At 58.7% G+C, this 26,554-nt stretch carries 26 protein-coding genes and 1 tRNA gene; 9 read left to right on the top strand and 18 right to left on the bottom strand.

Translation table 11 applies throughout. From position 1 onward, the window contains the following. The first annotated feature begins 70 nt into the window (after positions 1-70). A complete protein-coding gene (locus tag AB4N41_RS18505; protein WP_252877829.1) occupies positions 71-2,920 on the top strand; it encodes an ATP-binding protein in 2,850 nt (949 codons plus the stop codon). Here the strand turns inward: AB4N41_RS18505 and AB4N41_RS18500 are convergent. Both AB4N41_RS18500 and AB4N41_RS18495 read right to left on the bottom strand, forming a co-directional pair. Next, positions 2,885-4,357: an ATP-binding protein gene (locus AB4N41_RS18500; RefSeq protein WP_252877828.1), complete on the bottom strand. Its 1,473-nt coding sequence runs from the start codon at positions 4,355-4,357 to the stop codon at positions 2,885-2,887. The genes AB4N41_RS18505 and AB4N41_RS18500 overlap by 36 nt on opposite strands. A gap of 90 nt (positions 4,358-4,447) precedes the next feature. Then, positions 4,448-5,398 (bottom strand): GlxA family transcriptional regulator, encoded by a 951-nt coding sequence (locus AB4N41_RS18495; RefSeq protein ID WP_095179519.1) that lies wholly within the window; start codon positions 5,396-5,398, stop codon positions 4,448-4,450. A 220-nt stretch (positions 5,399-5,618) separates the two neighbouring features. Between AB4N41_RS18495 and AB4N41_RS18490 the strand changes: the two genes are divergently transcribed. Next, the gene (locus AB4N41_RS18490; RefSeq protein ID WP_252877827.1) at positions 5,619-6,341 is read left to right on the top strand and encodes a pirin family protein; all 723 of its coding nucleotides are present in this window, start codon (positions 5,619-5,621) and stop codon (positions 6,339-6,341) included. A 41-nt stretch (positions 6,342-6,382) separates the two neighbouring features. Here the strand turns inward: AB4N41_RS18490 and AB4N41_RS18485 are convergent, their stop codons facing one another. Next, entirely contained in the window at positions 6,383-6,889 is a 507-nt protein-coding gene (locus AB4N41_RS18485) for a hypothetical protein (protein ID WP_252869157.1), read from the bottom strand. A gap of 180 nt (positions 6,890-7,069) precedes the next feature. Then, positions 7,070-7,945 (bottom strand): LysR family transcriptional regulator, encoded by an 876-nt coding sequence (locus AB4N41_RS18480; RefSeq protein WP_095179517.1) that lies wholly within the window; start codon positions 7,943-7,945, stop codon positions 7,070-7,072. Positions 7,946-8,056: 111 nt separating this feature from the next. Here AB4N41_RS18480 and AB4N41_RS18475 point away from each other — a divergent pair, with 111 nt between their 5' ends. The 3 genes from AB4N41_RS18475 (at position 8,057) to AB4N41_RS18465 (ending at position 11,374) form a co-directional block, all read left to right on the top strand. After that, a complete protein-coding gene (locus tag AB4N41_RS18475) occupies positions 8,057-9,256 on the top strand; it encodes a YbfB/YjiJ family MFS transporter (protein WP_252877826.1) in 1,200 nt (399 codons plus the stop codon). 60 nt (positions 9,257-9,316) lie between these two features. Further along, positions 9,317-10,315, top strand: coding sequence for an NAD(P)H-quinone oxidoreductase (locus tag AB4N41_RS18470; protein ID WP_252877825.1), 999 nt, complete (start codon positions 9,317-9,319; stop codon positions 10,313-10,315). A 114-nt stretch (positions 10,316-10,429) separates the two neighbouring features. Next, the gene (locus AB4N41_RS18465; protein ID WP_041478569.1) at positions 10,430-11,374 is read left to right on the top strand and encodes an alpha/beta hydrolase; all 945 of its coding nucleotides are present in this window, start codon (positions 10,430-10,432) and stop codon (positions 11,372-11,374) included. 30 nt (positions 11,375-11,404) lie between these two features. On the opposite strand, the gene AB4N41_RS18460 is transcribed toward AB4N41_RS18465, so the two are convergent. Beyond that, the gene (locus tag AB4N41_RS18460; RefSeq protein WP_041478568.1) at positions 11,405-11,734 is read right to left on the bottom strand and encodes a hypothetical protein; all 330 of its coding nucleotides are present in this window, start codon (positions 11,732-11,734) and stop codon (positions 11,405-11,407) included. Positions 11,735-11,930: 196 nt separating this feature from the next. Here AB4N41_RS18460 and AB4N41_RS18455 point away from each other — a divergent pair, with 196 nt between their 5' ends. Both AB4N41_RS18455 and AB4N41_RS18450 read left to right on the top strand, forming a co-directional pair. Next, on the top strand, positions 11,931-12,206 hold the full coding sequence (locus AB4N41_RS18455; RefSeq protein WP_252877824.1) for a hypothetical protein: 276 nt from the start codon (positions 11,931-11,933) through the stop codon (positions 12,204-12,206). Between the two features lie 127 nt (positions 12,207-12,333). After that, a complete protein-coding gene (locus tag AB4N41_RS18450; RefSeq protein ID WP_041478566.1) occupies positions 12,334-12,549 on the top strand; it encodes a hypothetical protein in 216 nt (71 codons plus the stop codon). 82 nt (positions 12,550-12,631) lie between these two features. On the opposite strand, the gene AB4N41_RS18445 is transcribed toward AB4N41_RS18450, so the two are convergent. The 3 genes from AB4N41_RS18445 to AB4N41_RS18435 form a co-directional block, all read right to left on the bottom strand. Then, a complete protein-coding gene (locus AB4N41_RS18445; protein ID WP_041478565.1) occupies positions 12,632-12,919 on the bottom strand; it encodes a hypothetical protein in 288 nt (95 codons plus the stop codon). A gap of 174 nt (positions 12,920-13,093) precedes the next feature. Then, positions 13,094-14,119, bottom strand: a complete 1,026-nt coding sequence (rtcA, locus tag AB4N41_RS18440; RefSeq protein ID WP_252877823.1) for an RNA 3'-terminal phosphate cyclase — start codon at positions 14,117-14,119, stop codon at positions 13,094-13,096. Between the two features lie 161 nt (positions 14,120-14,280). Then, positions 14,281-15,507, bottom strand: a complete 1,227-nt coding sequence (locus AB4N41_RS18435; RefSeq protein WP_252877822.1) for an RtcB family protein — start codon at positions 15,505-15,507, stop codon at positions 14,281-14,283. A gap of 195 nt (positions 15,508-15,702) precedes the next feature. Here AB4N41_RS18435 and rtcR point away from each other — a divergent pair, with 195 nt between their 5' ends. Beyond that, complete coding sequence (rtcR, locus tag AB4N41_RS18430; protein WP_252878165.1) at positions 15,703-17,307, top strand: RNA repair transcriptional activator RtcR; 1,605 nt, start codon at positions 15,703-15,705, stop codon at positions 17,305-17,307. A 419-nt stretch (positions 17,308-17,726) separates the two neighbouring features. On the opposite strand, the gene AB4N41_RS18425 is transcribed toward rtcR, so the two are convergent. The 10 genes from AB4N41_RS18425 to thrS form a co-directional block, all read right to left on the bottom strand. Continuing rightward, the gene (locus AB4N41_RS18425) at positions 17,727-17,942 is read right to left on the bottom strand and encodes a hypothetical protein (RefSeq protein WP_076567342.1); all 216 of its coding nucleotides are present in this window, start codon (positions 17,940-17,942) and stop codon (positions 17,727-17,729) included. A gap of 208 nt (positions 17,943-18,150) precedes the next feature. Then, positions 18,151-18,227: transfer RNA gene (locus tag AB4N41_RS18420), tRNA-Pro, on the bottom strand. An 89-nt stretch (positions 18,228-18,316) separates the two neighbouring features. Further along, the gene (locus AB4N41_RS18415; RefSeq protein ID WP_003179985.1) at positions 18,317-18,673 is read right to left on the bottom strand and encodes a MerR family transcriptional regulator; all 357 of its coding nucleotides are present in this window, start codon (positions 18,671-18,673) and stop codon (positions 18,317-18,319) included. After that, positions 18,654-18,956, bottom strand: a complete 303-nt coding sequence (ihfA, locus tag AB4N41_RS18410; protein WP_002553164.1) for an integration host factor subunit alpha — start codon at positions 18,954-18,956, stop codon at positions 18,654-18,656. The genes AB4N41_RS18415 and ihfA overlap by 20 nt, the downstream gene beginning before the upstream one ends. 3 nt (positions 18,957-18,959) lie before the next feature. Beyond that, the gene (gene pheT, locus AB4N41_RS18405; protein WP_125926676.1) at positions 18,960-21,338 is read right to left on the bottom strand and encodes a phenylalanine--tRNA ligase subunit beta; all 2,379 of its coding nucleotides are present in this window, start codon (positions 21,336-21,338) and stop codon (positions 18,960-18,962) included. A gap of 26 nt (positions 21,339-21,364) precedes the next feature. Further along, on the bottom strand, positions 21,365-22,381 hold the full coding sequence (gene pheS, locus AB4N41_RS18400) for a phenylalanine--tRNA ligase subunit alpha (RefSeq protein WP_003226365.1): 1,017 nt from the start codon (positions 22,379-22,381) through the stop codon (positions 21,365-21,367). 109 nt (positions 22,382-22,490) lie between these two features. Continuing rightward, the gene (gene rplT, locus AB4N41_RS18395; protein ID WP_002553161.1) at positions 22,491-22,847 is read right to left on the bottom strand and encodes a 50S ribosomal protein L20; all 357 of its coding nucleotides are present in this window, start codon (positions 22,845-22,847) and stop codon (positions 22,491-22,493) included. Positions 22,848-22,874: 27 nt separating this feature from the next. Next, the gene (gene rpmI, locus AB4N41_RS18390; protein ID WP_002553160.1) at positions 22,875-23,069 is read right to left on the bottom strand and encodes a 50S ribosomal protein L35; all 195 of its coding nucleotides are present in this window, start codon (positions 23,067-23,069) and stop codon (positions 22,875-22,877) included. 60 nt (positions 23,070-23,129) lie between these two features. Next, positions 23,130-23,681 (bottom strand): translation initiation factor IF-3, encoded by a 552-nt coding sequence (infC, locus tag AB4N41_RS18385; RefSeq protein ID WP_169432615.1) that lies wholly within the window; start codon positions 23,679-23,681, stop codon positions 23,130-23,132. Then, the gene (gene thrS, locus AB4N41_RS18380; RefSeq protein WP_252877821.1) at positions 23,681-25,603 is read right to left on the bottom strand and encodes a threonine--tRNA ligase; all 1,923 of its coding nucleotides are present in this window, start codon (positions 25,601-25,603) and stop codon (positions 23,681-23,683) included. The genes infC and thrS overlap by 1 nt, the downstream gene beginning before the upstream one ends. A 370-nt stretch (positions 25,604-25,973) precedes the next feature. Here thrS and AB4N41_RS18375 point away from each other — a divergent pair, with 370 nt between their 5' ends. Then, the gene (locus AB4N41_RS18375; RefSeq protein WP_460137874.1) at positions 25,974-26,276 is read left to right on the top strand and encodes a hypothetical protein; all 303 of its coding nucleotides are present in this window, start codon (positions 25,974-25,976) and stop codon (positions 26,274-26,276) included. Positions 26,277-26,554 lie beyond the last annotated feature (278 nt).

Raw genomic sequence — 26,554 nt, 5'->3', positions numbered from 1 at the left:
GATCAGACGGCCTGCGCATGCGCCAGGCACTGATTCGCCCTGTCCGCCGCATCACCGCAGGAGCGCGCTGTTGAGTTTTTCCCCGAATCAGGCCATTGCGTTTGGCCCCTATCGGATTCATCCCGGGCAACGATTGCTACTTGAAGGCCAACAGCCTCTGCGCCTGGGACGGCGGGCGATGGACATCCTCCTGATTTTGCTGGCCCATGCCGGTGAAGTGGTGAGCAAACAGCAATTGATGGCCGGGGTCTGGCCAGACAGCGTCGTCGAAGACATCAACCTGCGCGTGCACATGGCGGCGCTGCGCAAAGCGCTTGGCGACGGGCAGAACGGCCAGCGCTACATCGTCACCGTGGCGCAGCGCGGCTACAGCTTTGTCGCACCGTTCGTGCTCGACAGCATCGAAGCAACGCCTGCGGTCGCCGCGCCCCGGCACAACCTGCCGCTGCGTCGTACGCGGATGATTGGTCGCCAACCCCTGATCGATCACTTGATTACGCAACTGCCGCGCCGACGCTGCATCACTCTGGTCGGCCCCGGCGGCATTGGCAAGACCACCGTCGCCCTGCGCGTCGCCGAACAATTGCTCGACCAGTATCGCGACGGCATCCGCCTGGTGGATCTGGCGCCCATCGCCGATCCCGCGCTGATCGGCTCGCATCTGGCGACGCTGCTTGATCTGTCCGCAGCTGAAGGCGATGCGCAGGCTGGTCTGGTCGACGGCCTGCGAGAACAGCAAATGTTGTTGGTGATCGACAACTGCGAGCACTTGATTGATGCGGTCGCCGCGCTCAGCGAGCAGATTCTGCGGGGGGCACCAAAGGTGCATATCCTGGCGACCAGCCGCGAGAGCCTGCGCGCTGAGGGTGAGTTCGTGCAGCGTCTGGAATCGCTCGAATGCCCGTCCATGTCGACCCCGATGGAGCCGGCCCAGGCGCTGGGCTTTGCTGCGATGCAGTTGTTTGTCGAGCGCGCCACCGCAGCCAGGGAAAACTTCCGACTAAGCCACGCCGAGTTGCCGCAAGCGATCGAAATCTGCCAGCGCCTGGACGGCATTCCGCTGGCACTGGAACTGGCCGCCGCGCAGGTCAGCGAATTGGGCATGGACGGATTGCTCAAGCAATTGCGCGAGGGTTTGCCGCCATTGTCGGCCGGACACCACAGCAGCGCCGAACGCCACCTGACCCTGCGCGCGACGATGGACTGGAGTTTCAACCTGCTCAACGTCTGCGAGCAAACCTGTCTGCGGCGACTGGGGATTTTCCGCGGCAGCTTCACCCTCGCCTCGGCAGCAGCGGTGGTCATCGGCCAACAGATTGATCCCGGCGCGGTGTTCACCGCCGTCACACAATTGGTGGCCAAATCCCTGCTGAGCGTCGAAGTGGGCGACGAAGATGTTTTCTATCGCTTGCTCGACACTACCCGCCACTACGCACTGGAAAAACTCGAACAGGCCGACGAGCTCAACGCAACCCGCCAACGCCACGCCGAGCGATGCCTGACACTGATGCAGCAGGCGCAGGCGGATTGGGACAATACTCCGACTGTATTGTGGATGGAGCGCTATGCCCGGGGTCTGGAGGATTTGCGCGCGGCGCTGGACTGGAGCCTCAACGGGCCGGGACCGGATGAGCTGGGGGTGCAACTGGCAGCCGCGTCGGCGCCTTTGTGGCAGGAGCTGTCGTTGCTGCGCGATTACAGCCGCTATGTACGCCGGGCACTGAGTCTGCTGGAGGCTTCGCCAGCAGACTCGCTGCTACCGCCCTGCCCTCGCCTGCAAATCGCCTTGAAACTGGCGCTCGGTAGCGCCAGCTACCACACCTGGGGCGGCACGCCACAAACTATTCAGGCCTTCGTCGACGCCTGCCAATTGGCCGAGGAACACGGCGATCTGGCCGGGCAACTGCGTGCGATATCGGGGCATATGGCGGTCAATCTGAGTTGCGGGCATTACCGCATGGCGCTGGCGCAGAGTGAGCAATTCGACCGCATCGGACTGCATGGCGAACCGCTGCTGTCACTGAGCACACATCGCTTGCGGGTGCTGGCCCTGCATTATGCCGGCGACCAGCCGCAGGCACGCGTACATGCCGAGCAGGTGCTGCAACGCATGGCCCACAGCGGCCATCTCAATCGTTTCACCCATGGTTTTGGCGTGCAATACGACCAGAGCGTCGCTTCGCTGACAGTACTGGCCCGAGTGCTGTGGTTGCAGGGTCTGCCCGAGCAAGCCTGGCGCGCCGCACGGCAGGCGCTGGACATCGCCGTGCAGATCAATCACGGCACATCGATCTGTTACACCCTGGCGCTGGCCAGTTGTCTGATCGCTCATTACAACGGCGACCATGTAAACGCCCGCGCGCTGCTGCAGTTGCTGCTGGAACAATCGCAGAAGCACTCGGTGCTGCTGTTCAATAACTGGGGCCGGCAGTATGCGCAGGTGATCGATCCGGATAATGCCGTGCCCGTACCAGCACAGAGCAGCGGTCTGATTCGGGAAGTGATGGTTACGCTGGATGAGCGTTTTGTCGATGATGCACTGGTGGAGCGCGCGCGCAATGGCGATGCGGGATGGAGTGCAGCGGAGATATTGCGGGCGCGGGCGGCGGCATTGTTGAAGGGTTCATCCTGTGGGAGCGAGCCTGCTCGCGAATCGGCCCGCTCAGACACCGCTGAAACCCGAGAAGCCGAACAAACCCTGCAACAAGCTCTGGCCATCGCCAGAAGCCAGGGCGCCCTCGCTTGGGAACTGCGCAGCGCCACGGACCTCGCCCGATTATGGCAGCGCCAGTCCCGCCATCGCGAAGCATGGGATTTGCTCAGCCCCATTTACCAGCGCTTCACCGAAGGCTACGCCACACCGGACTTGCGCAAGGTCCGCCTGCTACTCGACAGCCTCCACGAGCAGTGCCCGGCCTGAAGCGTTGCGCGTTCTGCTGAGATAGCGCGCATGGCGCTGTTTCAGTTCGAAATTGTCGTCACTGCGCTCGAACTGATCACGAGCATAGCGGCGCACGGTGTTGAGCATCCAATAGCGGGCCGTCGCACGGTTGGGTTCTCGAACAAGCAACGATTTGCGCGCCAACCCTTCGATTATCGCGGACAGTCTGGAGCCCGCCAGATCCGCGCTGCTGATCACACTCAGTGCGGCCTCCAGGGTAAAGCCCGCGCTGAATACCGACAGACGCAGCAGCACACGCTGTTCCATCTCCGTCAGGTACTGGAAGCTCCAATCGATCGCAGCGGCCATCGACTGATGGCGCGGTTCCGCGGTGCGCCGGCCTTGGCCAAGCAACTGCAGGCCGTTTTCAACCTGTGCCTGCAAGCCGATCAAGCCAAGCGCGTCGATCTGCGCAGCGGCGAGCTCGATCGCCAGCGGCAGACCGTCCAGTTGACGGCAGATCTCGCGCACACCTGGCAAATCCTGCTCACGCAAACAGAAGCCATGCTGCCGTGCCCGCGCGCGATTGACGAACAACTGCACCGCCGGATAGCCCATGGCTTCTTCGACGGTGTTCAATGTCGAGCGCTTGGGAATCGCCAACAGCGGCACGTAATGAACGGTCTCCTGCGCGACTTGCAAGGCTTCGCGGCCGGTGACCAGAATCGACAGGCGAGGCGCAGCATGCAACAGCGTTTCCACCAGTGCCGCACAGCTGTCGCGCTGGTGGTCGCAGTTATCCAGGATCAACAAGGCGTGCCGGCCGGTCAGTGTGAAAAAGTCTGTCTTCAGGGTGTGCAACAGGCGCTCGAGCAATGGAATGTCATCTTCGAGGCTGGCAAGGTCGACCCACCAGGCGCCATCGCGAAAGTATTGCAGGAGCAATTCCGCCACGCGCAATGCCACAGTGGTCTTGCCAACACCCGGCGCACCGGTAATCGTCATCAAGCGGCATACCGGCATTTGTCGAACCAGACTACCAATCAGGGCGTCGCGCCCACTGACTGGCGTCAGTCGTGCCGGAAGATTGTGCAGGGGCATGAGCGCGGCAGCGGGCATGGTCAGCGCATCACTGGTGCCCTGCTCCACCGGGGCGACAAAACTGTAGCCGCAGTGCGCCACGTGAATGATGAAACGCTGCCCGTTTACGCCGTCACCCAGTGCGCGGCGCAACGCCGCAATGTGCACCCGCAGGTTGATCTCTTCGACGATCGAGGTCGGCCATACTCGAGCAATCAACTGCTCTTTGCTGACCACCTCACCCGCGTGTTCTAGCAGCGCCTGAAGGATGTCCATGGCGCGCCCGCCCATGCGCAACGGCTGCTCTCCTTCAAGGACCAGACGTTGGCGCACATGAAAGGCGTAGGGGCCGAAACGCAGCACTGAACCGTGGCTTGTGTCGTTGTGATTATTCATGCCAAACATCTTGGCACTCTCGCGTGACGATACAACCGCCAGAGCCGACGCAGCACGGACATCCGACTGCGTCAGACGGACAGAACCGCTCTAGCTGAACTGTTCGCGGTATTGTAACGGTGTAAGACCGAGCTTTTCGGCGAACAACGAGCGCATGTGCCGGACACTGCCAAAGCCGCTTTTGTAGGCGATGGTCTTGAGCGGCAGATCGCCGGTTTCCAACAGGTTTCGCGCGCAGTCAATGCGGGCATTCTGCAAAAACTCCATCGGCGTCATATTGACGTCACGGGCGAACAGGCGAGCAAAGTGCCGTGCGCTCATGTTCGCCAATCCGGCCATGCGCTCGACGGTGAACGCTTCATCCAGATGTTCAAGGACGTAATTCTGCGCGCGGGTGATGGGCGTTTCTTGCGGTGAGACTGCCGCCATCAACGGGCTGAACTGCGCTTGCCCGCCCTGGCGCTTCATGACCACCAACAAGACCTTGGCAACGTCCTGGGCGATTTTCTTGCCGTGATCTCTGGCCACCACCGCCAGCGCCAGGTCGATGCCGGCCGTAACGCCACCGGAGGTGATGAGATTACGATCCTCGACGTAGATCTGATCGGTGGTCACCGTGGTTTTCGGGAAAGCCTTGATCAGCCGTTCGGTGTAGTTCCAATGCGTGGTGACGCGATAACCATCAAGCAGGCAGGCGTGGCCGAGGATGAATGCGCCAGTGCAAATCGAACCGTAACGCTCCGCGCGCGGCACGGCTTTTTTCAACCAGCCAAACAGCTCGGGAAATCTCTGGTTATAGGCGCCGGGTCCGCCCGGCACCAATAGCAGGTCATAGCGCTCGGCCGCTTCGTCGATGTGCAAGTCAGCCTGAACCTGCACGCCGTTGGACGCCCTCAGCAAGCCGCGCTCTGTGCCGAGAGTCGTCAATTGATAGTGCAGATCAGGTTTCAGATAACGGTTGGCGACTGAAAACACCTCCAGCGGCCCCGCCATGTCGAGCATCAGAAAGTCAGGGAACAGCACCATTGCCACGGTTTTCATGGGAGGTTTCACACATATTCAAGGGTCAATACGCACGCTTCAGCCAAGGCATTATGGCGGACCGAGTGTTCAGGAGCGTGATCGAATGGGTGAACCATAACGCAAAACTGTCAACCTGAGCCGGACAGTCTTTCAATTTCCATCTACTTATTGCCTCACCGGGTAACCAGTAACCTTCTCCTCACTCGGACGAATTCACGTCCCGCCAGGAGATTTCATCATGCTGACTCTTCGCAAAGCCTCCGATCGCGGCCTCGCCAATCACGGCTGGTTGAAGTCGTTTCACACCTTTTCTTTCGCCAGCTACCGCAACCCGCGTGAACAGGGTTTCTCCGATCTGCTGGTGATCAACGATGACCGGGTCGCCGCCGGCAAAGGCTTTGGCCAGCACCCGCACCGCGACATGGAGATCTTTTCCTATGTGCTCGAAGGCGCGCTGGAACACAAGGACACCCTCGGTACTGGCTCGGTGATCCGCCCCGGGGACGTGCAATTGATGAGTGCCGGCAGCGGCGTGGCGCACAGTGAGTTCAACCACTCGGCCACCAAGCCCGTGCACTTTCTGCAAATCTGGATCGTGCCGGATGTCAGTGGCGCCAAGCCGCGCTATCAACAGGAACACTTCAGCGCGCAGAAAAAACGTGGTCGCCTGCAACTGATCATCTCGCCGGACGGTAGCAATGGCTCCCTGAAAGTCCGTCAGGATGCGCGGGTCTACGCCGGGTTATTTGACGGCGAGGAAAGTGCCACGCTGAAATTGCCGGCCAATCGTTACGCTTACGTGCACGTTGCGCGTGGCAGCGTCGAACTCAATGGCCAAGCCTTGCAGGAAGGCGACGGCGTGCGGGTTCGTGAAGAACAGCTGCTCACCTTGAGCAACGGGGTCGATGCCGAAGTGCTGGTGTTCGACTTGCGGCCTCAGGAGTTGCCGCAAATGCCATGATCTGGCGCGATGCAGAACGGCCTTCCACTGAAGGCCGTTTTTTATTGCGGCGGCTCTGCTGAGGGTTGTACGACAGGTTTGGGTGACGATACCTCTTTGCCAATCTGAATCGCTGCCAGCGTGGTTTGTATCGTGGTCAACACCGCCGCCTGATTGGCAAAATGTGCGCCAACCAGCAAGGAAGCCACGCCGAGGAAATGCACAGTGGTGGCAGCCCAGTAATTGGCCTTTACCGTCGATGCCTGTCTGATCGCTTCCCGCGATTCGTCGGCGATTTTCTGCACGCCCATCCACATCAGGTCATAACGCTTGTCCCGTTCCTGCAGGGCCTTGTCCCGTTCAAGATAGACCTTGTCCCGCTCTGCCTGAGCAGCCAGGAACCCGCGAATGTCGGCGCGCATTTCTGCCACGCGGCCATCCATCCTCGTCTCGATGGTTTCTATCCTGGCATCGAATTCTTCGCGACTTATGCTGCTCATGATTTGCCTGTCCCGCCCCGCGTCCGATCTGTCCGTGACTGCATATTGATTCACTTCCCTGATTTTCAATTCGACACCTTTCTGCGGCTACGCGGCCTTCCCTGGCTCTTCGTTTCGATGCGTCACTGAGGTCTGCATCGAGCTGCAGTGACAATAGAACTCATCACGGACTACAACAAGCCGGCCCATTCTGTCTCGGACGTAGGCTGTTTCGTCAGCAGTTGTAGCCTCGGCAAAACCCTGAACCACTTATTCGTTTTCCAGCGCAAAAGCCTCAACGATCTGCTCGATGACCGCCCGTACCCGCGCGGTGTGACGCAGGTCAGCGTGGGTGACCAGCCACACTTCATACGGCAGCGGCCGGGTCCGCTCCGGCCAAAGTCTGACGAGGCCATCGCGTTCGCCCATGTATACCGGTATCTCGCCTATCCCGAGGCCTGCGGCAAGGGCTCGACGCACCAAAAGGCTGGAGCTGAGCGTGGCGACGATGCGTCCGCGGGTCAACGGTTCAGAGACCAGCGTGAGGTCTTTTTTGCTCTGTAAGTACGGCTGATACACCACCAGATCATGGCCCTCGAAAGCGTTGCCGGGCTGCGGTTGTCCATGGCGCTCGACATAGGCCTGTGCTGCGAAAAGTCCTACAGGCCAACGGGCGATTCGCCGAGCGATGAGATCCGGGTTATCCGGCCGAGTATTGCGCACTGCGATATCGGCTTCGCGCTTGGCCAGACTGAGGATTTGCGTCGACGCATCCAACTGGATCTGCACGTCGGGGTGCTGGTCATGCAGGCGCGCCATCGCCGGGATGATGAAGTCGATGGCCATCGAGTCGGTGGTGCTGACCCGTACGTTACCGGTCAGACGATCGTCCAGCCCGTGGATGTGCCGCTCCAGTTCCAGTGCCGAATGTTCCATTTTTTCCACACTTTTACGCGCCGCTTCACCAACACTGGTCAGCGCGTAGCCATCGGAGGTACGCAGGAACAGCGTCGCGCTCAAAGACTTTTCCAGCGCGGTAATACGCCGCCCGACAGTGGCCTGGTCCACGCCCAGAACTCGTGCAGCTCCGCGCAAGGTGGACTCGCGACAGACCGCCAGAAAAACCCGCGCATCATCCCAATTCATGCTGATCCTCATCGAAGCATTTTTGCATCACTCTGCCGCTTAATCGCTGCATATGCGCAGCCAAGATAGCCGATAAGCTGAGCGCCATACACCTCTTGTGAGATCGCTATCATGCGTACTGCAAATTCCTCCGGCATCTGGCTGCCGATCTTCGCCGGGCTTTGCGCCAGCCTGGTCAGCATTGGCCTGGCGCGTTTCGCCTACACGCCGCTGATCCCTTCGCTGATTCAGGCGCAGTGGTTTTCCGCCAATGATGTCGTCTATCTCGGCGCGGCCAATCTGGTCGGCTACTTGATCGGCGCCCTGCTCGGTCGGCCCATGGCCCATCGACTGGGTAACCGCAACGCCCTGCGCCTGATGATGCTCGCGGTCACGGGAGCATTTTTTGCCTGTGCTTATCCGCTGTCGGTGAGCTGGTTCTTCGGCTGGCGTTTGCTGTCCGGCATTGCCGGTGGCGCGATCATGGTGCTGGTGGCGGCAACCGTGCTGCCTCACGTTCCGGTGGCGCGCAGAGGTCTGGCCAGTGGCGCAATCTTCCTGGGCATCGGCCTCGGAATCGCCGGCTCCGGGACCATCGTGCCGCCGCTGCTGAGCCTCGGCTTGCAAGCGACCTGGCTGGGACTGGGCGCGCTGGCGTTGTTGCTGACCGCGGTGAGCTGGTTCGGCTGGCCTGCGGATACCGCGCACCCTGTGGCTGCGCACGCAACGTCGGCTGATGAGCCGACACCGCCGGGCGTCTACCTGTTGTTTGCTCAATACGCGTTCATGGCCGCCGGGCTGGTGCCTGCCATGGTGTTTCTGGTGGATTACGTGGCTCGCGGACTGGGCGCCGGGGCGCATATCGGCGCAATGGTCTGGGTGATGTATGGCCTGGGAGCGATTGTCGGGCCGGTGACGTACGGTTTTCTGGCCGACCAGCTTGGTGCACGCACTGGCATTCGCGTGGTGCTGGTAGTTCAAGCCATTGCCCTCGGTTTGCTCGCCGTCTCCCATGCGTTTCTGGCGCTGGCTTTACTGGCGGTGATTCTCGGCTCGTTCCCGCCGGGCATCGTGCCTCTGGCCTTGGCCCGCGTGCATGAGCTGGTGCCGTCGCATCACCGTCAGCAGATCGCCTGGAGCCGCGCCACCGTATCGTTCGCCACTTTTCAGGCTCTGGCCGGGTTTGCCTACTCGGCGCTGTTCAACGCTTCAGGTGGTCAGCACACGCTGCTGTTTGTGATCGCCGCTGGCGCAATCGTCGTGGCTCTACTGCTGGGGCTAGCCATGCGCTGGCTGCCCTCTGCTAATGAAACGCGCTGCGCGGCGAACTGAGGGGAATCATTGCACCCTGTCTGCGCTCCCATCTACACGACCTTCTCCACAGGAATCGACATGTCACTGCCTAAAGAAATGACCCGTATCGAAATCACCCAACCCGGCGGCCCTGAAGTATTGCAAGCCAGGCGCGTATCTCTGCCCACTGCTTCCGAGGGCCAAGTGCTGATCCGTGTTCACGCCGCCGGAATCAATCGTCCGGACGCCTTGCAGCGCGCCGGCAAGTACCCGATGAAGCCCGGCATGGACCCGATCCCCGGTCTGGAAGTGGCTGGCGAAGTGGTTGCACTGGGTCCCGGAGTTACGCGGTTCGCTGTGGGCGATCGTGTGTGCGCACTGACCAATGGCGGTGGCTACGCCGAGTATTGCGCGGTTCCGGCCGGCCAGACTTTGCCTGTGCCGGATGGAGTCGATTGGGTCCAGGCCGCCGCGATTCCGGAAACGTTTTTCACCGTCTGGGCCAACCTGTTCGGCCTCGGCGGTGCCAAGGCCGGCCAGCGCGTGCTGATTCACGGTGGCACCAGCGGTATCGGTACCACTGCGCTGATGCTCTGTCGTGAATTTGGCATCGAGGCGTTTGCTACCGCAGGCAGTGCTGAAAAATGCGACGCGATCCGTCAGCTTGGCGGGCAACCGATCAACTATCGTGAGGAAGATTTCGCCAAGGTCATTGCCCAGAAAACCGCAGATCAAGGCGTGAACGTGATTCTCGACATCATGGGTGGCTCGTATCTGAACGGCAACATCAGCGCACTGGCAATGGATGGCCGACTGGTGATGCTCGGCTTTCTCGGCGGCGCCCGCGCCAACGACATCGATCTGCTGGCGATCCTCGGCAAACGCGCAGTGGTCACCGGTTCGCTGCTGCGCGCGCGTACCGCTGAGGAGAAAGCCGCCATCGCCGATCAACTGCAAGAACACGTTTGGCCTGCCCTCAGCGCCGGGCGCTGCCTGCCGATCATCGACAAGGTTTACCCGCTGGCTGACGCGGCTCAGGCCCATGCCCGCATGGAGGGCGGCGATCATATCGGCAAGATTGTGCTGCAAGTGGCGTGATCGATTGCAGCATCTTGTAATCGTTGGGCGTGCACGGTGGTCGAAAAACAGTCACGCGCAGACCGAGGCATCTGGTAAAAAGCGTTCTTTGTCTGCGCTGTGGTGAAACGATTAATGTTCCTGTCCTTCCTGACCCGCCTGCGACGCCGCCGCTTGGCATTCGCCATGATGGCCGCGCTGATCATTGGCGTGCCGACGAGTTGTGCGGTGCTGGAACACACCGAGCGCAAACTGTTGTTTCGCATCGAGCCGGGCACCGCCGGCTGGTATCGCGGTCTGCCCGGCAGCGTTCAGGAACTCGATCTGCAACCGAAGAGTTTCAAGGCCGGGCAGAACATCCATGCCTGGTGGTGGCCGGCGGAACGTGCCAATGCCCCGGCAATCCTTTACTTGCATGGTGTGCGCTGGAACCTCACCGGACAGTTATTCCGCATAGAACAACTACGCGCGGCGGGCTATTCGGTGCTGGCCATCGATTATCGCGGGTTCGGCCAAAGCAAGGGTGATCTACCATCCGAAAGCAGCGTTTATGAAGATGCCCGCGTGGCCTGGGAGCGCTTCCAGCTGCTGCAACCGGACCCGAACAAGCGCCTGATCTACGGCCACTCTCTCGGCGGTGCGGTGGCGATTGATCTGGCGGCCGAGCTCGGACAGAACGCGGCGCGCAACAACACACCTCTGCCGGTTCGCGGTCTGGTCATCGAATCTACCTTCACTTCTCTCGCCGACGTAGCTGCCGCCGTGGCCAACACCTCGCTTCCTGTGCGTTGGCTCCTGTCGCAGAAATTCGATTCCATCGACAAGATCGCCGACATTCACATGCCACTGCTGGTGGTGCATGGCCTGGCTGATGCCTTCGTGCCGCCGCGCTTCAGCGAGCAGCTATTCAATGCCGCAGAGCAGCCCAAACGCCTGCTGCTCGTGCCCGGCGCGACGCACAACAACAGCATGGCGCTTGGCGGCCAAGGCTATCGCAAGGCTCTGGATGCACTGATGCAGACCAAAGCGGCGCCGCGGGTTGCCGGGCCGGCAGTCGCCAAGGGCTCTCGCGATTCCTGAGCTGTGTAAATCAGCCCTGAGAAACCGGCATCAGCGCCGAGCCAACTCATGGCGTACGCATTGTTCGTAATAGGTCTGCTTGACCGCTGCCGGTTTGAGCTTCGAACTGCTGTTGTAGGTCTGCTCGGTAATCCCCATCGCTGTCATGCGCATCCAGGGTTGCTGGAATCGGCGAACCTGCAATTGCTTGCGCGCGCCATACAGCGAAACCCCGGACAGTTTTGATCGCTGCGCCCCGGCAGCAATATCCGAGCCCCAGGTGCAGGCAAAGCGATGGCCCTTGCTCAACTCTTTTGCCTGCACTCCCGAGGCGATCAAAGCCAGGGAAAGCGTCACAACGGTGATGACAATCGTGCGCATATAGCCAACCTAACCTTTTGAAAAAAGGCGATTTTGCCGGTGCGAAATACCTATGGGGGCCAGCAATTTGCCTGCTGTCGCGAGATTTTTGATCCGGCTGAATACAATCAGGCTTCGCCGCTCGTCCAGTACTGCGCACCTTTGGCAGACAGGCTTATCCAAAGCAGTACATCCCACCGCGTAGAAGGCCCACGTGATGAACAAGAAAATCTTCGCAATGTCGTTTTTCAGTCTGTGCTTGATTGGCCCGTTCCACGCTTGGGCAGCCGAAACAACAGCGGGCGCTGCCACCCCCGCCACCGCCCTGCCCGGTGTCAATCATGCACAAAGCTCTAGTGACCATGATGAGAAGGCCAACAAGAAAGGTGAAGAGTCTTCAGGCGCCAATGCGGGCTCAGAACCTCATGAGACGGAGAAGGATGCGGCGACGTCGAGCGACTCCGAAGATCTTGAGAAAAAACCCGCTCAGTAACGACGGACTTTGCTATTCATAACGAAATACCGACGCCGAACTAGCGCAATACAGGGTGATATCAATATGATGCGCGCACTGGCCACCATAGAAGGTGGCCAGAGGAAGATACATCCAAGGAATGCAAATGAAAGATTTCGTCATCGGCGTCAACAACATCGTTCTCTACATCGCACTGGCGGTCATCCTGATCGTTTCCCTCTTCATGATGAGCCAGAGCTTTCTTTCGGGTCTCGGCATGTTCGTAGGCGGTACCCTGGGCTGGTGCATCGTCTCCGGCTTCTGGTTCGTGCAATCGGCGACCTACGAAGAACTGCGCAAGCTGAACTCGAAAACCAGCTGATCTGCGCCGAGTATTCGTTAAAGAAAAAGGCCAATGTCATCGACATTGGCCTTTTTCTTTCAGCTTCGAAAGGATTGATTAGTCATTGCTTGGTGCACTGAGCGCCCAGTCCCATGCCCATGGAACCCAGAGCAACCATCGGGCCGCTCGGCAGTTCGCACGTATATTCGCCACTTTCGGTTTGCGCGGTGTAGAAGGTTGTATTGAAGTCGCTGCGGATATTTGAAACCTTGATTACGGGTTTACCGATGGTGGTCTGTGCGCGATTCTTGAGATCACTCTCTCCCGGTTTGACGGTCTGGCATCCAGTAACTGCGAGCGCCATTGTTGCGAATAAAGCGAGAACCGGGATAGTCCTTGATGAGTTCATTGCAGATCGACCTTTTTGATTTTCATACCGGAGAAATACTGGCAATAACCTGCCAAGCGAAAGGACTTTAAGGTCGAGCCAGACCGGGGGCAATTAGGTCGGATGTGCTAATGGCTGAAGGCTAGCCTCACCTGCGATGAGGTTGTGCAACTGCTTTCCGGTTGCCGGCCGCTGTTAATCGGTTTGGAAAACGTCTACCCGCAAGCGATCGCCGCCCTCCTCTCGGCAATCGATACGGACCGGCAAAAACAGGTGAATGACTTCGATGTTGCTGCGCAGATGATCAGTCATGCGCGGCGTGGTGAACGATCCGCCACCGGCCAGCGCCATCGGCAACAGCAACTGATCGGCCAGATGCTCAGCGACCGCAGCATCACTGCGCAACCAGTCGACAGCCTGATTGATTGCGGCATCGGCCACCTTCTCGGCGCGTAACGACACTTGGCCAAATGCGCTGAACACCTCAGTGACATGCTCGAAAACGTACTCCAGCAATAACACATTGCCCGGGCCGCGTGCCGGATCAAGCGCCACAGGTTGCAGCGCCTCCTCTGGCCAGTTCAAACGCTTGGCCACCTGACTCAGCTCTCGCTGAGCGACAGTGGGTGCGAGACCTGCGGTCAACGCCAATGCGCGTCGTGAGACTGCCCCGCCGCGCTCACACAGGTCCAGGCGCGTGAGGCGCGAGGGCTGCACCTTCACCGCAATTTCGCCACCGCCAACCGGTACGAAACCATGACGCAGCAACTCCAACTCGACATCGCCGCCCATGCGCCGCAGCAGCGGCAACCAACTGCGCGACAGGAAATCCGTCGGCGGTGCCAGCGGATTATGCGTGCCACCGGAGATCGTCACCCGACTGGCCTTCGATGCCCGCAACAAGGCTGGCAGCAACGTCTGCAGCACCAGCGTGCAGCTGCCGGCCGTGCCGATGGCGAACTGAAAGTCGCCGCCGCGAATTTCGCCCGGTTCGAAGCTCAGGCCTTGCGACCCCAGATGCGCACCAGATATCTCTGCACCACAAACCTCGGCCGCCGCCATCACGGCTGTCAGATGCTGACGCAGCAATCCCGGACGACTGCGTCTGGCGCGAATCTGTTTAATGCGAAACGCCCGACCTGTCACCATCGACAAGCTCAACGCACTGCGCAACACCTGGCCGCCACCGATGGCGCCGTCCAGTTCGATTATCTCTTTCATTGCAAATCCTTACGCGTATAGCCCGACGGTGTCTCTGAGGTACCGTTAAACCGTCGTGGGTCTTCCTGAGTTACGATCAATATTGATAATTCGCGCTTCAGCTCAGCCGCGATGAACCGGGGCAGCGCCGGATGCAGAATTCTCGCCAGCGCTGTAGCTCCTTATCCTTTGACGCACACCACCTGACGCAGGGTGTGCAGCACTTCCACCAGCTCACGCTGGGCGTGCATGACTTTGTCGATGTCCTTGTAGGCCATCGGAATTTCGTCAATCACCGCTTCGTCCTTGCGGCATTCCACGTGGGCAGTGGCGCGGATCTGATCGGCGACGGTGAAGGTATTCTTGGCCTTGGTGCGGCTCATGGTGCGGCCGGCGCCGTGGCTGCAGGAACTGAACGACTCTGCGTTGCCCAGACCGCGCACAATGAAACTCTTGGCGCCCATCGAGCCCGGAATAATCCCCAGCTCGCCCTTCTTCGCTGACACCGCGCCTTTGCGGGTAATCAGCACGTCTTCACCGAAATGCCGTTCCTTCTGCACGTAATTGTGGTGGCAGTTGACCGCCTCCAGCGCCACTTCGAACGGCTTGCGGATGATCTGCCGCGTGGCCTGAACCACCGCACGCATCATCAGTTCACGGTTCTGTCTGGCGAAGTCCTGCGCCCAGCCAACCGCCTCCACGTAATCATCAAAATGCTGGCTGCCCTCTTCGAAATAGGCCAGGTCACGGTCCGGCAGGTTGGCAATGTGCTGACGCATATCGGCTTGGGCCATCTGGATGAACAGGTTGCCGATAGCGTTGCCGACGCCACGCGAACCGCTGTGCAGCATGAACCACACCCGATTGGCCTCGTCCAGGCACACTTCGATGAAATGGTTGCCACTGCCGAGCGTCCCCAAGTGCCCACGGTTGTTGGTGTTGGCCAGTTTCGGATACTTGTCGGTGATCAGTTTGAAGCGCGGCTGCAACCCCGCCCAGGCCTGATCGGCTTGCTGAGGAATCTCGTCCCAGGCGCCTTTGTCTCGCCGCAAACGATTCGAACTGCGGCCATGTGGCACCGCTTGCTCGATGGCGCTACGCAGTCCCTGGAGGTTGTCCGGCAGATCCGAAGCCATCAGCGATGTACGCGCAGCGATCATTCCACAACCGATGTCGACGCCCACCGCCGCCGGAATGATCGCGCCGACCGTTGGAATAACGCTGCCGATGGTTGACCCCTTGCCCAGGTGCACATCCGGCATCACCGCCAGATGCTTGAAGATGAAGGGCATTTTCGCAGTGTTCATCAACTGTGCGCGGGCTTCGTTTTCAACCGGGACGCCTTCGGTCCAGAGTTTGATGGGCTTGCCGTTGGCGACTTCGAGAAGCTGGTAGGTTTGGTCTTTCATATCTTGGTGTCCATGTTCGTTTCCATCAGCATTGCAGCCGCTGTGCCAGCTTTGGATGCGGCCATGGTTGTTTCTGCTATGTTTTTGATTTTAATAACTTTTATCTCTGATTGGACGAGGCTCGATAATCTATGGAAGACAAATCAGACCAGCAAAATTATCATTGCATATCGTCATTTATCTTATGAGATAAGCATGCCCAACAAACGCACGGTCGCCATCGGATTTATCGGAGCCACCCTGGATCGTGTCGGCAAAGGTGCCAGCCGTTGGAATTATTGGCGACCAAGCGTAGGCCTGTGCCAACAAACAGACCTCCCTATCCACCGACTTGAATTGATTCACGGCCTCGACGCGCGCGACGTCAGCCTCGCCGAGCGCATTCGAGTGGACATCCAGCAGATTTCTCCAAGCACCGAAGTGCGCCTGCATCCAATGTCGCTGCGCAACCCTTGGGACTTCGAGGAGGTGTACGGCGCCCTGCACGACTTCACCACTGCGTACAATTTTGACACCGAGCACGAGGATTACCTCGTCCACATCACCACCGGCACCCACGTCGCACAGATCTGCTGGTTCCTGCTGACCGAGGCGCGCTATCTGCCAGCCCGGCTGATTCAGACCTCCCCCGCCAAGCGCAAGAACGAAAACGAGCCCGCCTGCGGCACTCACGCGCTGATCGATCTCGATCTGTCGCGCTATGATCGCATTGCCTCACGTTTCGCCAGCAAACGCCTCGAAGGCCTGGAATTTCTCAAGTCCGGCATCGCCACGCGCAACCCGGCCTTCAACCGCTCCATTGAACAGATCGAGCGCGTTGCGCTGCGCTCCAAAGCCCCCATGCTGCTGATCGGCCCGACCGGCGCCGGCAAATCCTTCCTGGCGCGGCGCATCTACGAACTCAAACGCAATCGCCATCAGATGCAGGGACGCTTTGTCGAAGTCAACTGTGCAACCTTGCGTGGCGACGGCGCGATGTCGGCCTTGTTCGGACACGTCAAAGGCGCCTTCACCGGCGCGCAAAACGCTCGCGATGGCCTGCTGCGCGCCGCAAACGGCGGCATGCTGTTTCTCGATGAAATCGGCGAGCTCGGCGCAGACGAACAAGCGATGCTGTTAAAGGCAATCGAAGAGAAACGCTTCTTCCCGCTGGGCTCGGACAAGGAAGTCGAGAGTGATTTTCTGATAATCGCCGGCACCCACCGCGACCTGCGCAGCCGCGTCGCCGAAGGCCTTTTTCGCGAGGACCTGTACGCAAGGATCAACCTCTGGACATTCGACCTCCCCGGCCTCGCCGGCCGCCGCGAGGACATCGAGCCAAACATCGATTTCGAACTGGAACGCCACGCGCGCGAACATGGGCAACGCGCGCGTTTCAATCTCGAAGCACGCCGACGCTACCTGGCCTTCGCCAGCTCACCTGCAGCAGCCTGGCTGGGCAACTTTCGCGAACTGTCCGCGTCGATTACACGGATGGCAACTTTGGCCGACAGCGGACGCATCGATGAAGCGCAGGTAGACGATGAGATCGATCGATTGCGATATGCGTGGGGGTTGGCGCAACCCACTGCTGTATCAACCGAGTTGCCGGGAGATAGCGAGAGTATGGACTTGTTCGATCGCTTACAGCTGAAGGCGGTTATTGAGGTATGCCGGCAGGCGGACAGCCTGTCGGATGCTGGTCGACAGCTGTTCGGCATTTCCCGGCAGGCCAAGGCGCAGCCTAATGATGCCGATCGCTTGAGGAAGTACCTGGCGCGGTTCGGACTTGAATGGGGCAAGTTAGTGGACACGAAGTGAAGCACAGCGCTCTTGATCGCACTACTTCAATGATGACTGTAGAAAAAATGAATTAGCCGCCTGATCCCTCGGTCAAGAATTATGAACGCAGTAAATCTGACGAGGTGACAGCAATGACTATCCAGGCAGAGACACTCGTACAACTGACCGAAGCGCTCCAAGAGCGAGGCATGAAAATGGTCTCAGACGTCCATTTCACCCGCGCACCCTATCGATACAACCATCGCTGGATCTGCATCGTAGAGTGAACATGCTTGTTGCCGGCGCCTGGATCGAAGCTTCCAGCCGCCGGCGCCGCTCAGCTTCGCCCACCCAAGCCCAAATAACCGTCTGCGCCCGGGGATGGCGATAGAGGGTTGGGCGGCAATAAAAACCCGGCGCGATGGCCGGGTCTCGTGAACCATTACAATTGATCGGGCTTACTTGGCGCCGCCATTATCTCGGCCCGTCTGGGCGTCCTGATCAGAGCCAGGATTGCCGGGTGGCGGATTCCAGTCCTCTGGTCGTTCGTCGGTACCCTGCTTCGGCTCAGAATCAGCCTGCTCCAGGCCGGAATCATGACCCTCGCCAGAATCAGGGGTTTGTTCGTCTGGTCCCGGATATGGCGCTTCAGGGCCGTTGTTGTCGTCGATCATCATTCTCTCCCGTCAGTGGCGCAGGGGCTGCGCTTAATAAGTAAGAGAAGATCGGCGCACAGAGAGTGCTATTTGCTCGACGAGCGGACTTTCTTACTAATCCAAACACTTGGTGATGCGAGTCGCAGGCGTGATCGAGTAGCCCCGCAAATCTCACACACATGAAAAGGCCAATGCTGTGAACATTGGCCTAAGTCATTGAAAAATATGGTCGGGACGGAGTGATTCGAACACTCGACCCCTAGCACCCCATGCTAGTGCGCTACCGGACTGCGCTACGCCCCGACTGATGTTGCATCCCGTTCTTCACCTCGAAGAACGCTCAAGAATATATCGCAAGCTTTTGAAAACTGGAAGTATTCAAACGCAGCTTTTTATTTCTTGAGTACCACCAGGACATCCTCCAATTCGGCAATCATCTGCCGAATCATCTGTTTGTACTGTGTGGTGTCATCTTTGGCTTCGTCGCCGGACAGGCGCAGACGTGCGCCGCCGATGGTGAAACCCTGATCGTAAAGGAGCGCGCGGATCTGCCGGATCATCAACACGTCCTGGCGCTGATAATACCGGCGGTTCCCGCGGCGTTTGACGGGGTTGAGCTGAGGAAACTCCTGCTCCCAGTAGCGCAGCACGTGTGGCTTTACGGCACACAGCTCGCTGACCTCACCAATGGTGAAGTAGCGTTTGCCCGGGATGACGGGTAGTTCGTCGTTATGACTTGGTTCCAGCATAAGCCTCAACTCGGGCCTTCAACTTCTGCCCTGGACGAAAGGTGACCACACGGCGAGCCGTGATCGGGATTTCTTCCCCCGTTTTCGGGTTGCGGCCAGGCCGCTGGCGTTTGTCCCGAAGGTCGAAATTGCCGAAACCGGACAATTTGACCTGCTCGTTGTCTTCAAGAGCGTGCCTGATTTCCTCGAAAAACAGTTCGACCAATTCCTTGGCTTCCCGCTTGTTCAGGCCCAGCTCTTCATACAGACGTTCCGCCATCTCAGCTTTCGTCAAAGCCCCCATACGTCACTTCCTTAACGTGGCGTTCAACCTTTGTTCGAGCGAGGTGAGGATATTTTGCGTCGTCGAATTCACCTCATCGTCATTAAGAGTGCGCGATGGATGCTGCCAGGTCAAGCCGACTGCAAGGCTTTTTCTATCAGGATCAATACCTTTACCCTGATACACGTCAAACAGCCTGAGCTCTGTGAGCCATTCGCCTGCATTTTCACGGATTACGTCCAGTACAGCCGAGGCCGCGACGTCTTTGTGCGCGATCAGTGCAAGGTCACGACGCACTTCAGGAAAGCGCGACAACTCGTGGAATTTCGGCATTTTACCGAGCGCCACTTCCGCCAGAACCAGCTCAAAGACGAACACCGGACGATCCAGCCCCAGCGCCTTCGACAGCTCAGGGTGAATTGCACCGATATAGCCTACCTCGCGACCTTCACGCTCGATGCGCGCGGTTTGACCCGGATGCAGCGCTGGGTGTTTGCCCGGAGCAAAGGTGAACGAATCCAGGGCACCGGCAAAACCCAGTACAGCCTCCACGTCAGCCTTTACGTCGAAGAAGTCGACGGTATCCCGACCCTGCGCCCAGCCTTCCGGCAAGCGACTCCCGCACACAACCCCGGACAGCATCGGTTCTTGCTTCAAGCCTTCAAGCTGACCAACGAAGCGCAGGCCGCTCTCGAACAGACGCACGCGATCCTGCTGACGGTTGAGGTTGTGCTGCAACGCCTTGACCAGACCTGGCCACAACGACGAGCGCATGGCGGCCATATCGTTGGAGATCGGATTGGCCAGCAACAGCGGCTCGACACCTGGATTGAACAGTTCGAACTGACGCGGATCGATGAAGCTGTAAGTGATCGCTTCCTGATAACCACGAGCAACCAGCAGACGACGCAGCTCAGGCAGATCACTACGCGCTTCTGCCTTGGCTTGCGGCGCCAGACGCGCTTGGGGGTAGCGAACCGGCAGACGGTTGTAACCGTACAGACGTGCCAGCTCTTCGATCAGGTCGACTTCCAGGCTGATATCGAAGCGGTGGCTTGGCACTTCAACTCGCCATTGGCCTTCGCCATCAGCGGTAATGCTCAGGCCCAGGGCACTGAGCAGACGCTCGACCTGTGCCGAATCCATCTCCATGCCGAGCATCTGAGTGATGCGCTGAGCACGCAAAGTGATCGGTGCAATCGATGGCAGGTGTTGCTCGCTGACGGTCTCGATGATCGGACCAGCTTCGCCGCCAGTGATTTCCAGCAGCAGGCCAGTGGCGCGCTCCATGGCTTCACGTGCCAGCTGCCAGTCAACGCCACGCTCGTAGCGATGCGAAGCGTCGGTATGCAAGCCGTAAGAACGTGCCTTGCCGGCAACCGCAATCTGATCAAAGAACGCAGATTCGAGGAACACATCACGGGTGGTCGCGGAAACACCGCTGTGCTCGCCACCCATGACGCCGGCGATCGCCAGTGCACGAGTGTGGTCAGCGATGACCAGCGTATCGCTGCGCAGGCTGACTTCCTGACCATCAAGCAGAACCAGCTTCTCGCCCTCTTCAGCCATGCGCACACGAATGCCGCCATTGATTTCGGCGAGATCGAAAGCGTGCAGCGGTTGGCCGAGCTCGAGCATGACGTAGTTGGTGATATCGACGGCAGCGTCGATGCTGCGCACGTCGGCGCGACGCAGACGCTCAACCATCCACAGCGGGGTTGGCTTGGACAGGTCGACGTTACGGATGACCCGACCCAGGTAACGTGGGCAGGCCGCCGGGGCCAGCACCTCGACCGAGCGGACTTCGTCGTGTACCGCTGCAACCGCAGCCACCACAGGACGGGTTACCGGCACGGCGTACAGCGCGCCGACTTCACGGGCCAGACCGGCCAAGGACAGGCAGTCGCCACGGTTCGGGGTCAGGTCGACCTCGATGCTGGCGTCTTCCAGATCCAGATACACACGGAAATCTTCGCCCACCGGCGCATCGGCCGGCAGCTCCATCAGACCGTCGTTGCCCTCACCGACCTGCAGCTCTGCCTGCGAGCACAGCATGCCGTTGGACTCGACGCCACGCAGCTTGGCCTTCTTGATCTTGAAGTCGCCCGGCAGCTCTGCGCCAATCATGGCGAACGGAATCTTCAGGCCCGGGCGCACGTTTGGCGCTCCGCACACGACCTGGAAGGTTTCCGCGCCATTGCTGACCTGGCATACGCGCAACTTGTCGGCGTCCGGATGCTGCTCGGTGCTCAGCACCTCACCCACCACCACACCACTGAATACGCCGGCGGCCGGAGTAACGCTATCGACCTCAAGACCGGCCATCGACAGACGGGCAACCAGCTCGTCGCGATCTACCTGCGGGCTGACCCAGCCACGCAGCCATTGTTCACTGAATTTCATCCTGCTCTCCTAAGAATTCGTTACGACTAGCGAAATTGCGCGAGGAACCGCAAGTCGTTGTCGAAGAACAGACGCAAGTCGTTCACGCCGTAACGGAGCATGGCCAGACGCTCGACACCCATGCCGAAGGCAAATCCGGAGAACTCTTCCGGATCGATGCCGGACATGCGCAGCACGTTCGGGTGAACCATGCCGCAGCCCATCACTTCCAGCCAGCCGGTCTGCTTGCAGACGCGGCAGCCTTTGCCGCTGCACATCACGCATTCCATATCGACTTCAGCGGATGGCTCGGTGAACGGGAAGTACGAAGGGCGAAAACGCACGGCCAGTTCTTTCTCGAAGAACACCCGCAGGAATTCTTCGATCGTGCCTTTGAGATCGGCAAAATTGATATCGCGATCGACCAGCAGGCCTTCGACTTGGTGGAACATCGGCGAATGGGTGATATCGGAGTCGCTGCGATAGACGCGGCCCGGGCAGACGATGCGGATCGGCGGCTGCTTCGATTCCATGGTGCGGACCTGTACCGGCGAGGTATGGGTGCGCAGCAACATGTTGGCATTGAAATAGAAGGTGTCATGCATCGACCGGGCCGGGTGATGGCCTGGGATGTTGAGCGCTTCAAAGTTGTGGTAGTCGTCTTCGACCTCAGGGCCTTCGGCGATGCCGTAGCCAATGCGGGTGAAGAACTGCTCGACACGCTCCAGAGTCCGGGTGACCGGATGCAGACCGCCAGAGGTCTGGCCACGGCCCGGCAATGTCACGTCGATGGATTCGGCAGACAGTTTGGCAGCCAGCTCGGCTTCTTCAAACAATGCCATGCGCGCATTGAGAACGCCTGTAACACGTTCCTTGGCAACGTTGATCAGCGCACCGACTTGCGGACGCTCTTCGGCCGGCAGATTCCCCAGGGTCTTCATCACCTGAGTCAATTCGCCCTTCTTGCCAAGGTATTGAACCCGGATTTGCTCCAGGGCATTGATATCTTCAGCGCTTTGCACAGCCTCTAGTGCTTGAGAGACCAGCGCATCCAGGTTTTCCATGTACAGACTCCAGATACAAAATAGGGGAAGAGCTTGAAGGCTCTTCCCCTATTTATGACGTTTAACACCTGGCCCCACAGAGGTGAGGCCGGGTGACTGTCGGGGGTACTTAAGCCAAGGTGGCTTTAGCTTTCTCGACAATCGCAGCAAACGCCGCTTTTTCGTTCACTGCCAGATCAGCCAGAACCTTACGGTCGATCTCGATGGACGCTTTTTTCAGGCCAGCGATGAAACGGCTGTAGGACAGACCGTTAACACGAGCACCAGCGTTGATACGAGCGATCCACAGAGCGCGGAACTGACGTTTTTTCTGACGACGGTCACGGTAGGCGTATTGGCCTGCCTTGATTACCGCTTGCTTGGCAACACGGAATACGCGGGAGCGTGCGCCGTAGTAGCCTTTAGCAAGTTTCAGAATTTTTTTGTGACGCTTACGGGCAATGACGCCACGCTTTACACGAGCCATGAGTTACTTCCTCTATTCTTGACTAAATTAACGAAGGCGCAGCATGCGCTCGACTTTTGCCACGTCAGACGGATGCAGCAAGCTGCTACCGCGCAGTTGACGCTTACGCTTGGTCGACATTTTAGTCAGGATGTGGCTCTTGAAAGCGTGCTTGTGCTTGATGCCGTTAGCAGTTTTCAGAAACCGCTTGGCAGCACCACTTTTGGTTTTCATTTTTGGCATGTTCGGATACTCCGCATTCAGTTGATAAACATAATCAGAAGGCCTGCCGTGCCCTGTTGATTACTTCTTCTTTTTCGGGGCGATGACCATGATCAGCTGGCGTCCTTCCATCTTAGGATGCTGTTCGACCGAACCGTACTCGAGCAGGTCTTGTTCAACCCGCTTGAGGAGTTCCATCCCCAGCTCCTGGTGGGCCATCTCACGGCCGCGGAATCGCAAGGATACCTTGGCCCTGTCCCCGTCACTCAGGAAACGTACCAGGTTGCGCAGTTTTACCTGGTAATCCCCTTCCTCCGTCCCTGGACGAAACTTGATTTCTTTAACCTGAATCTGCTTCTGGTTTTTCTTCGCCGCGGCAATCTGCTTCTTCTTCTCGAAGATCGATTTGCCGTAGTCCATCACCCGGCAAACAGGCGGGACTGCATCTGCGGAAATTTCCACCAGATCAAGCTTTGCTTCTTCAGCGATACGAAGCGCTTCATCAATCGAGACGATGCCAATCTGCTCGCCATCAGCGCCAATTAACCGAACCTCGCGTGCCGAGATATTCTCGTTGATCGGGGCTTTCGGTGCAGCTCGTTTATCTTGTCTCATTTCACGCTTAATAATAATTACTCCGAATCTGGGCGACCACGCCGGGAAACCGCTTGCGCGAGAAACTCAGCGAACTGGGCGACGGGCATCGAGCCCAGGTCAGCACCTTCACGAGTACGCACAGCGACAGTCTGCATCTCGACTTCCTTATCTCCGATAACCAAAAGATAGGGAACCTTGAGCAAAGTATGCTCGCGGATTTTAAAGCCGATCTTTTCATTTCTCAAGTCGGACTTGGCACGAAATCCGCTTTCGTTGAGAGTTTTTTCAACCTCTGCAACAAAATCTGCCTGTTTATCAGTGATATTCATGATCACCGCCTGGGTCGGCGCGAGCCAAGCAGGGAAAGCACCTTCGTAGTGCTCGATCAGAATCCCGACGAAACGCTCGAACGAACCGAGGATCGCGCGGTGCAACATCACCGGGTGTTTGCGGCTGTTGTCTTCGGAGACGTATTCAGCGCCCAAACGGACAGGCAGGTTAAAATCGAGCTGCAAGGTACCACACTGCCAGACTCGACCGAGACAATCTTTCAGCGAGAACTCGATCTTCGGCCCGTAGAAAGCACCCTCGCCCGGCTGCAGATCGTACGGCAGGCCAGCAGAATCAAGGGCTGCAGCCAATGCAGCTTCAGCGCGATCCCACAGCTCATCGGAGCCGACGCGTTTTTCCGGACGAGTGGACAGTTTCATCTCGACTTCGGTAAAGCCGAAATCGCGATAGACATCCATGGTCAGCTTGATGAACGCAGCGGACTCGGCCTGCATCTGCTCTTCGGTGCAGAAGATATGCGCGTCGTCCTGAGTAAACGCTCGCACGCGCATGATGCCATGCAACGCACCCGACGGCTCGTTACGGTGGCAAGCACCGAACTCGGCCAGACGCATCGGCAACTCGCGGTAGCTTTTCAGGCCCTGATTGAACACCTGCACGTGGCATGGGCAGTTCATCGGCTTGATGGCGTAGTCGCGGTTTTCCGACTGAGTGGTGAACATGTTGTCGGCGTAGTTGGCCCAGTGCCCGGATTTTTCCCACAGGCTGCGGTCGACGACTTGAGGAGTCTTGATCTCAAGGTAGCCGTTGTTGCGCTGGATCTTGCGCATGTACTGCTCGAGCACCTGGTATAGAGTCCATCCATTCGGGTGCCAGAACACCATGCCCGGCGACTCTTCCTGAGTGTGGAACAGGCCCAGACGCTTGCCGATCTTGCGGTGATCGCGCTTCTCGGCTTCTTCGATGCGCTGAATGTAAGCCGCCAGCTGTTTCTTGTCCGCCCAAGCGGTGCCGTAGACGCGCTGCAATTGCTCGTTCTTGGCGTCGCCACGCCAGTAGGCGCCCGACAGCTTGGTCAGCTTGAAGGATTTCAGGAAACGCGTGTTCGGCACGTGCGGACCGCGGCACATGTCGACGTATTCTTCGTGATAGTACAGACCCATGGCCTGCTCGTTCGGCATGTCTTCGACCAGACGCAGCTTGTAATCTTCGCCGCGGGCCTTGAACACTTCGATCACTTCCGCGCGCGGAGTGACTTTCTTGATGACGTCATAATCCTTCTCGATCAGCTGCTGCATGCGCTGCTCGATGGCCGCCATGTCTTCCGGCGTGAAAGGACGCTCGTAGGCGATGTCGTAATAGAAGCCTTCGTCGATGACCGGGCCGATGACCATCTTCGCGGTCGGGTACAGCTGCTTGACCGCGTGGCCAACCAGGTGCGCGCAAGAGTGGCGAATGATCTCCAGCCCCTCTTCATCCTTTGGCGTAATGATTTGCAGGGTCGCGTCGCTGCTGATGATGTCGCTGGCGTCGACCAGTTGGCCATTGACCTTGCCCGCGAGCGTGGCTTTGGCCAGACCTGCACCAATGGATGCGGCGACCTCGGCTACGGAAACCGGGTGATCGAATGAACGTTGACTGCCGTCGGGAAGAGTAATAGTTGGCATGGCGCCTCCTCTCCTAGTGGTGACCCCTACCAAAGGTCACGTGGGTTGGGATGAGCCAGTACAAGATCCGATCCAGGCCATTCAATGACGAACGCCTGCCTTACAGCGGCAGGAGCCTTGCGGCCAACCGGAAAACCGAACCAGAGTGACTGGGATTCAAATCGGAAAAATTCGCACGCCGACCGCTTCGGGACTGAAGGTCATCCGAAGCCTGAGAACGCTTGAGCCCGGCATGCTAGCACAGATGAGCGGTCGCTTACGCCCTGATTTGGCAGAAGGCCAAATGTCCGTTTTTATGCCAGAGTGCTGAACTTGATCGGCCTTTGCGCCCTCAGATAACAAGACATTGACCCACAAGGAGCATCCTCGCATGCGTCTGAAAAGCTTATTCGCCCTCGTCGCCCCCGTCGTTCTGCTGCTGCCACTGAGCGGCCATGCCGACTGGCCAAAAGGCGAGCGCGAGAAGTACATGGCCCAGTGCACTCAGGCTGCCACCCAACAAATTGGTGCTGCTGCCGCCAAATCCCACTGCGCTTGCGGTGCCGATGCCATCAAGTCTTATCCGGCCAGCGACATTCAGGCACTGATGGACAACAAGGCGACTCCTGAATTGCAACAGAAAGCCCTTGGCCAGATCGCCAAATGCAAGGCAAATACCGCCCCGAAAAAATAAGAAAACCGGGCATTAACATCGGCTGAAAGGCGGAAAAAAGTGCTGGAAATGAGGCTTTTCAGACGATTTATGCAGGTTTTACAGGTTTTTTTATCGTCTTTACGTTTCGCTGAAAGCCTTTCAAACCGGGGCTTTCAGCGCAACCAGGTGGTAAAGAAAACACGACTGATTGGCAAACAGCACGTCCGGGGGGCTACCAAAGCGAACATTTCGACTATGATACCCGGGTGTGCCCAGTTGGCCTGAGCAGCACAGCACTACTGAAAATATATGTTTCT

It is taken from the genome of Pseudomonas sp. S2_A10 (assembly GCF_054668465.1).
The sequence above is the reverse complement of the archived record's forward strand: the minus strand, read 5'-3'. Positions and strand labels throughout refer to the sequence as shown.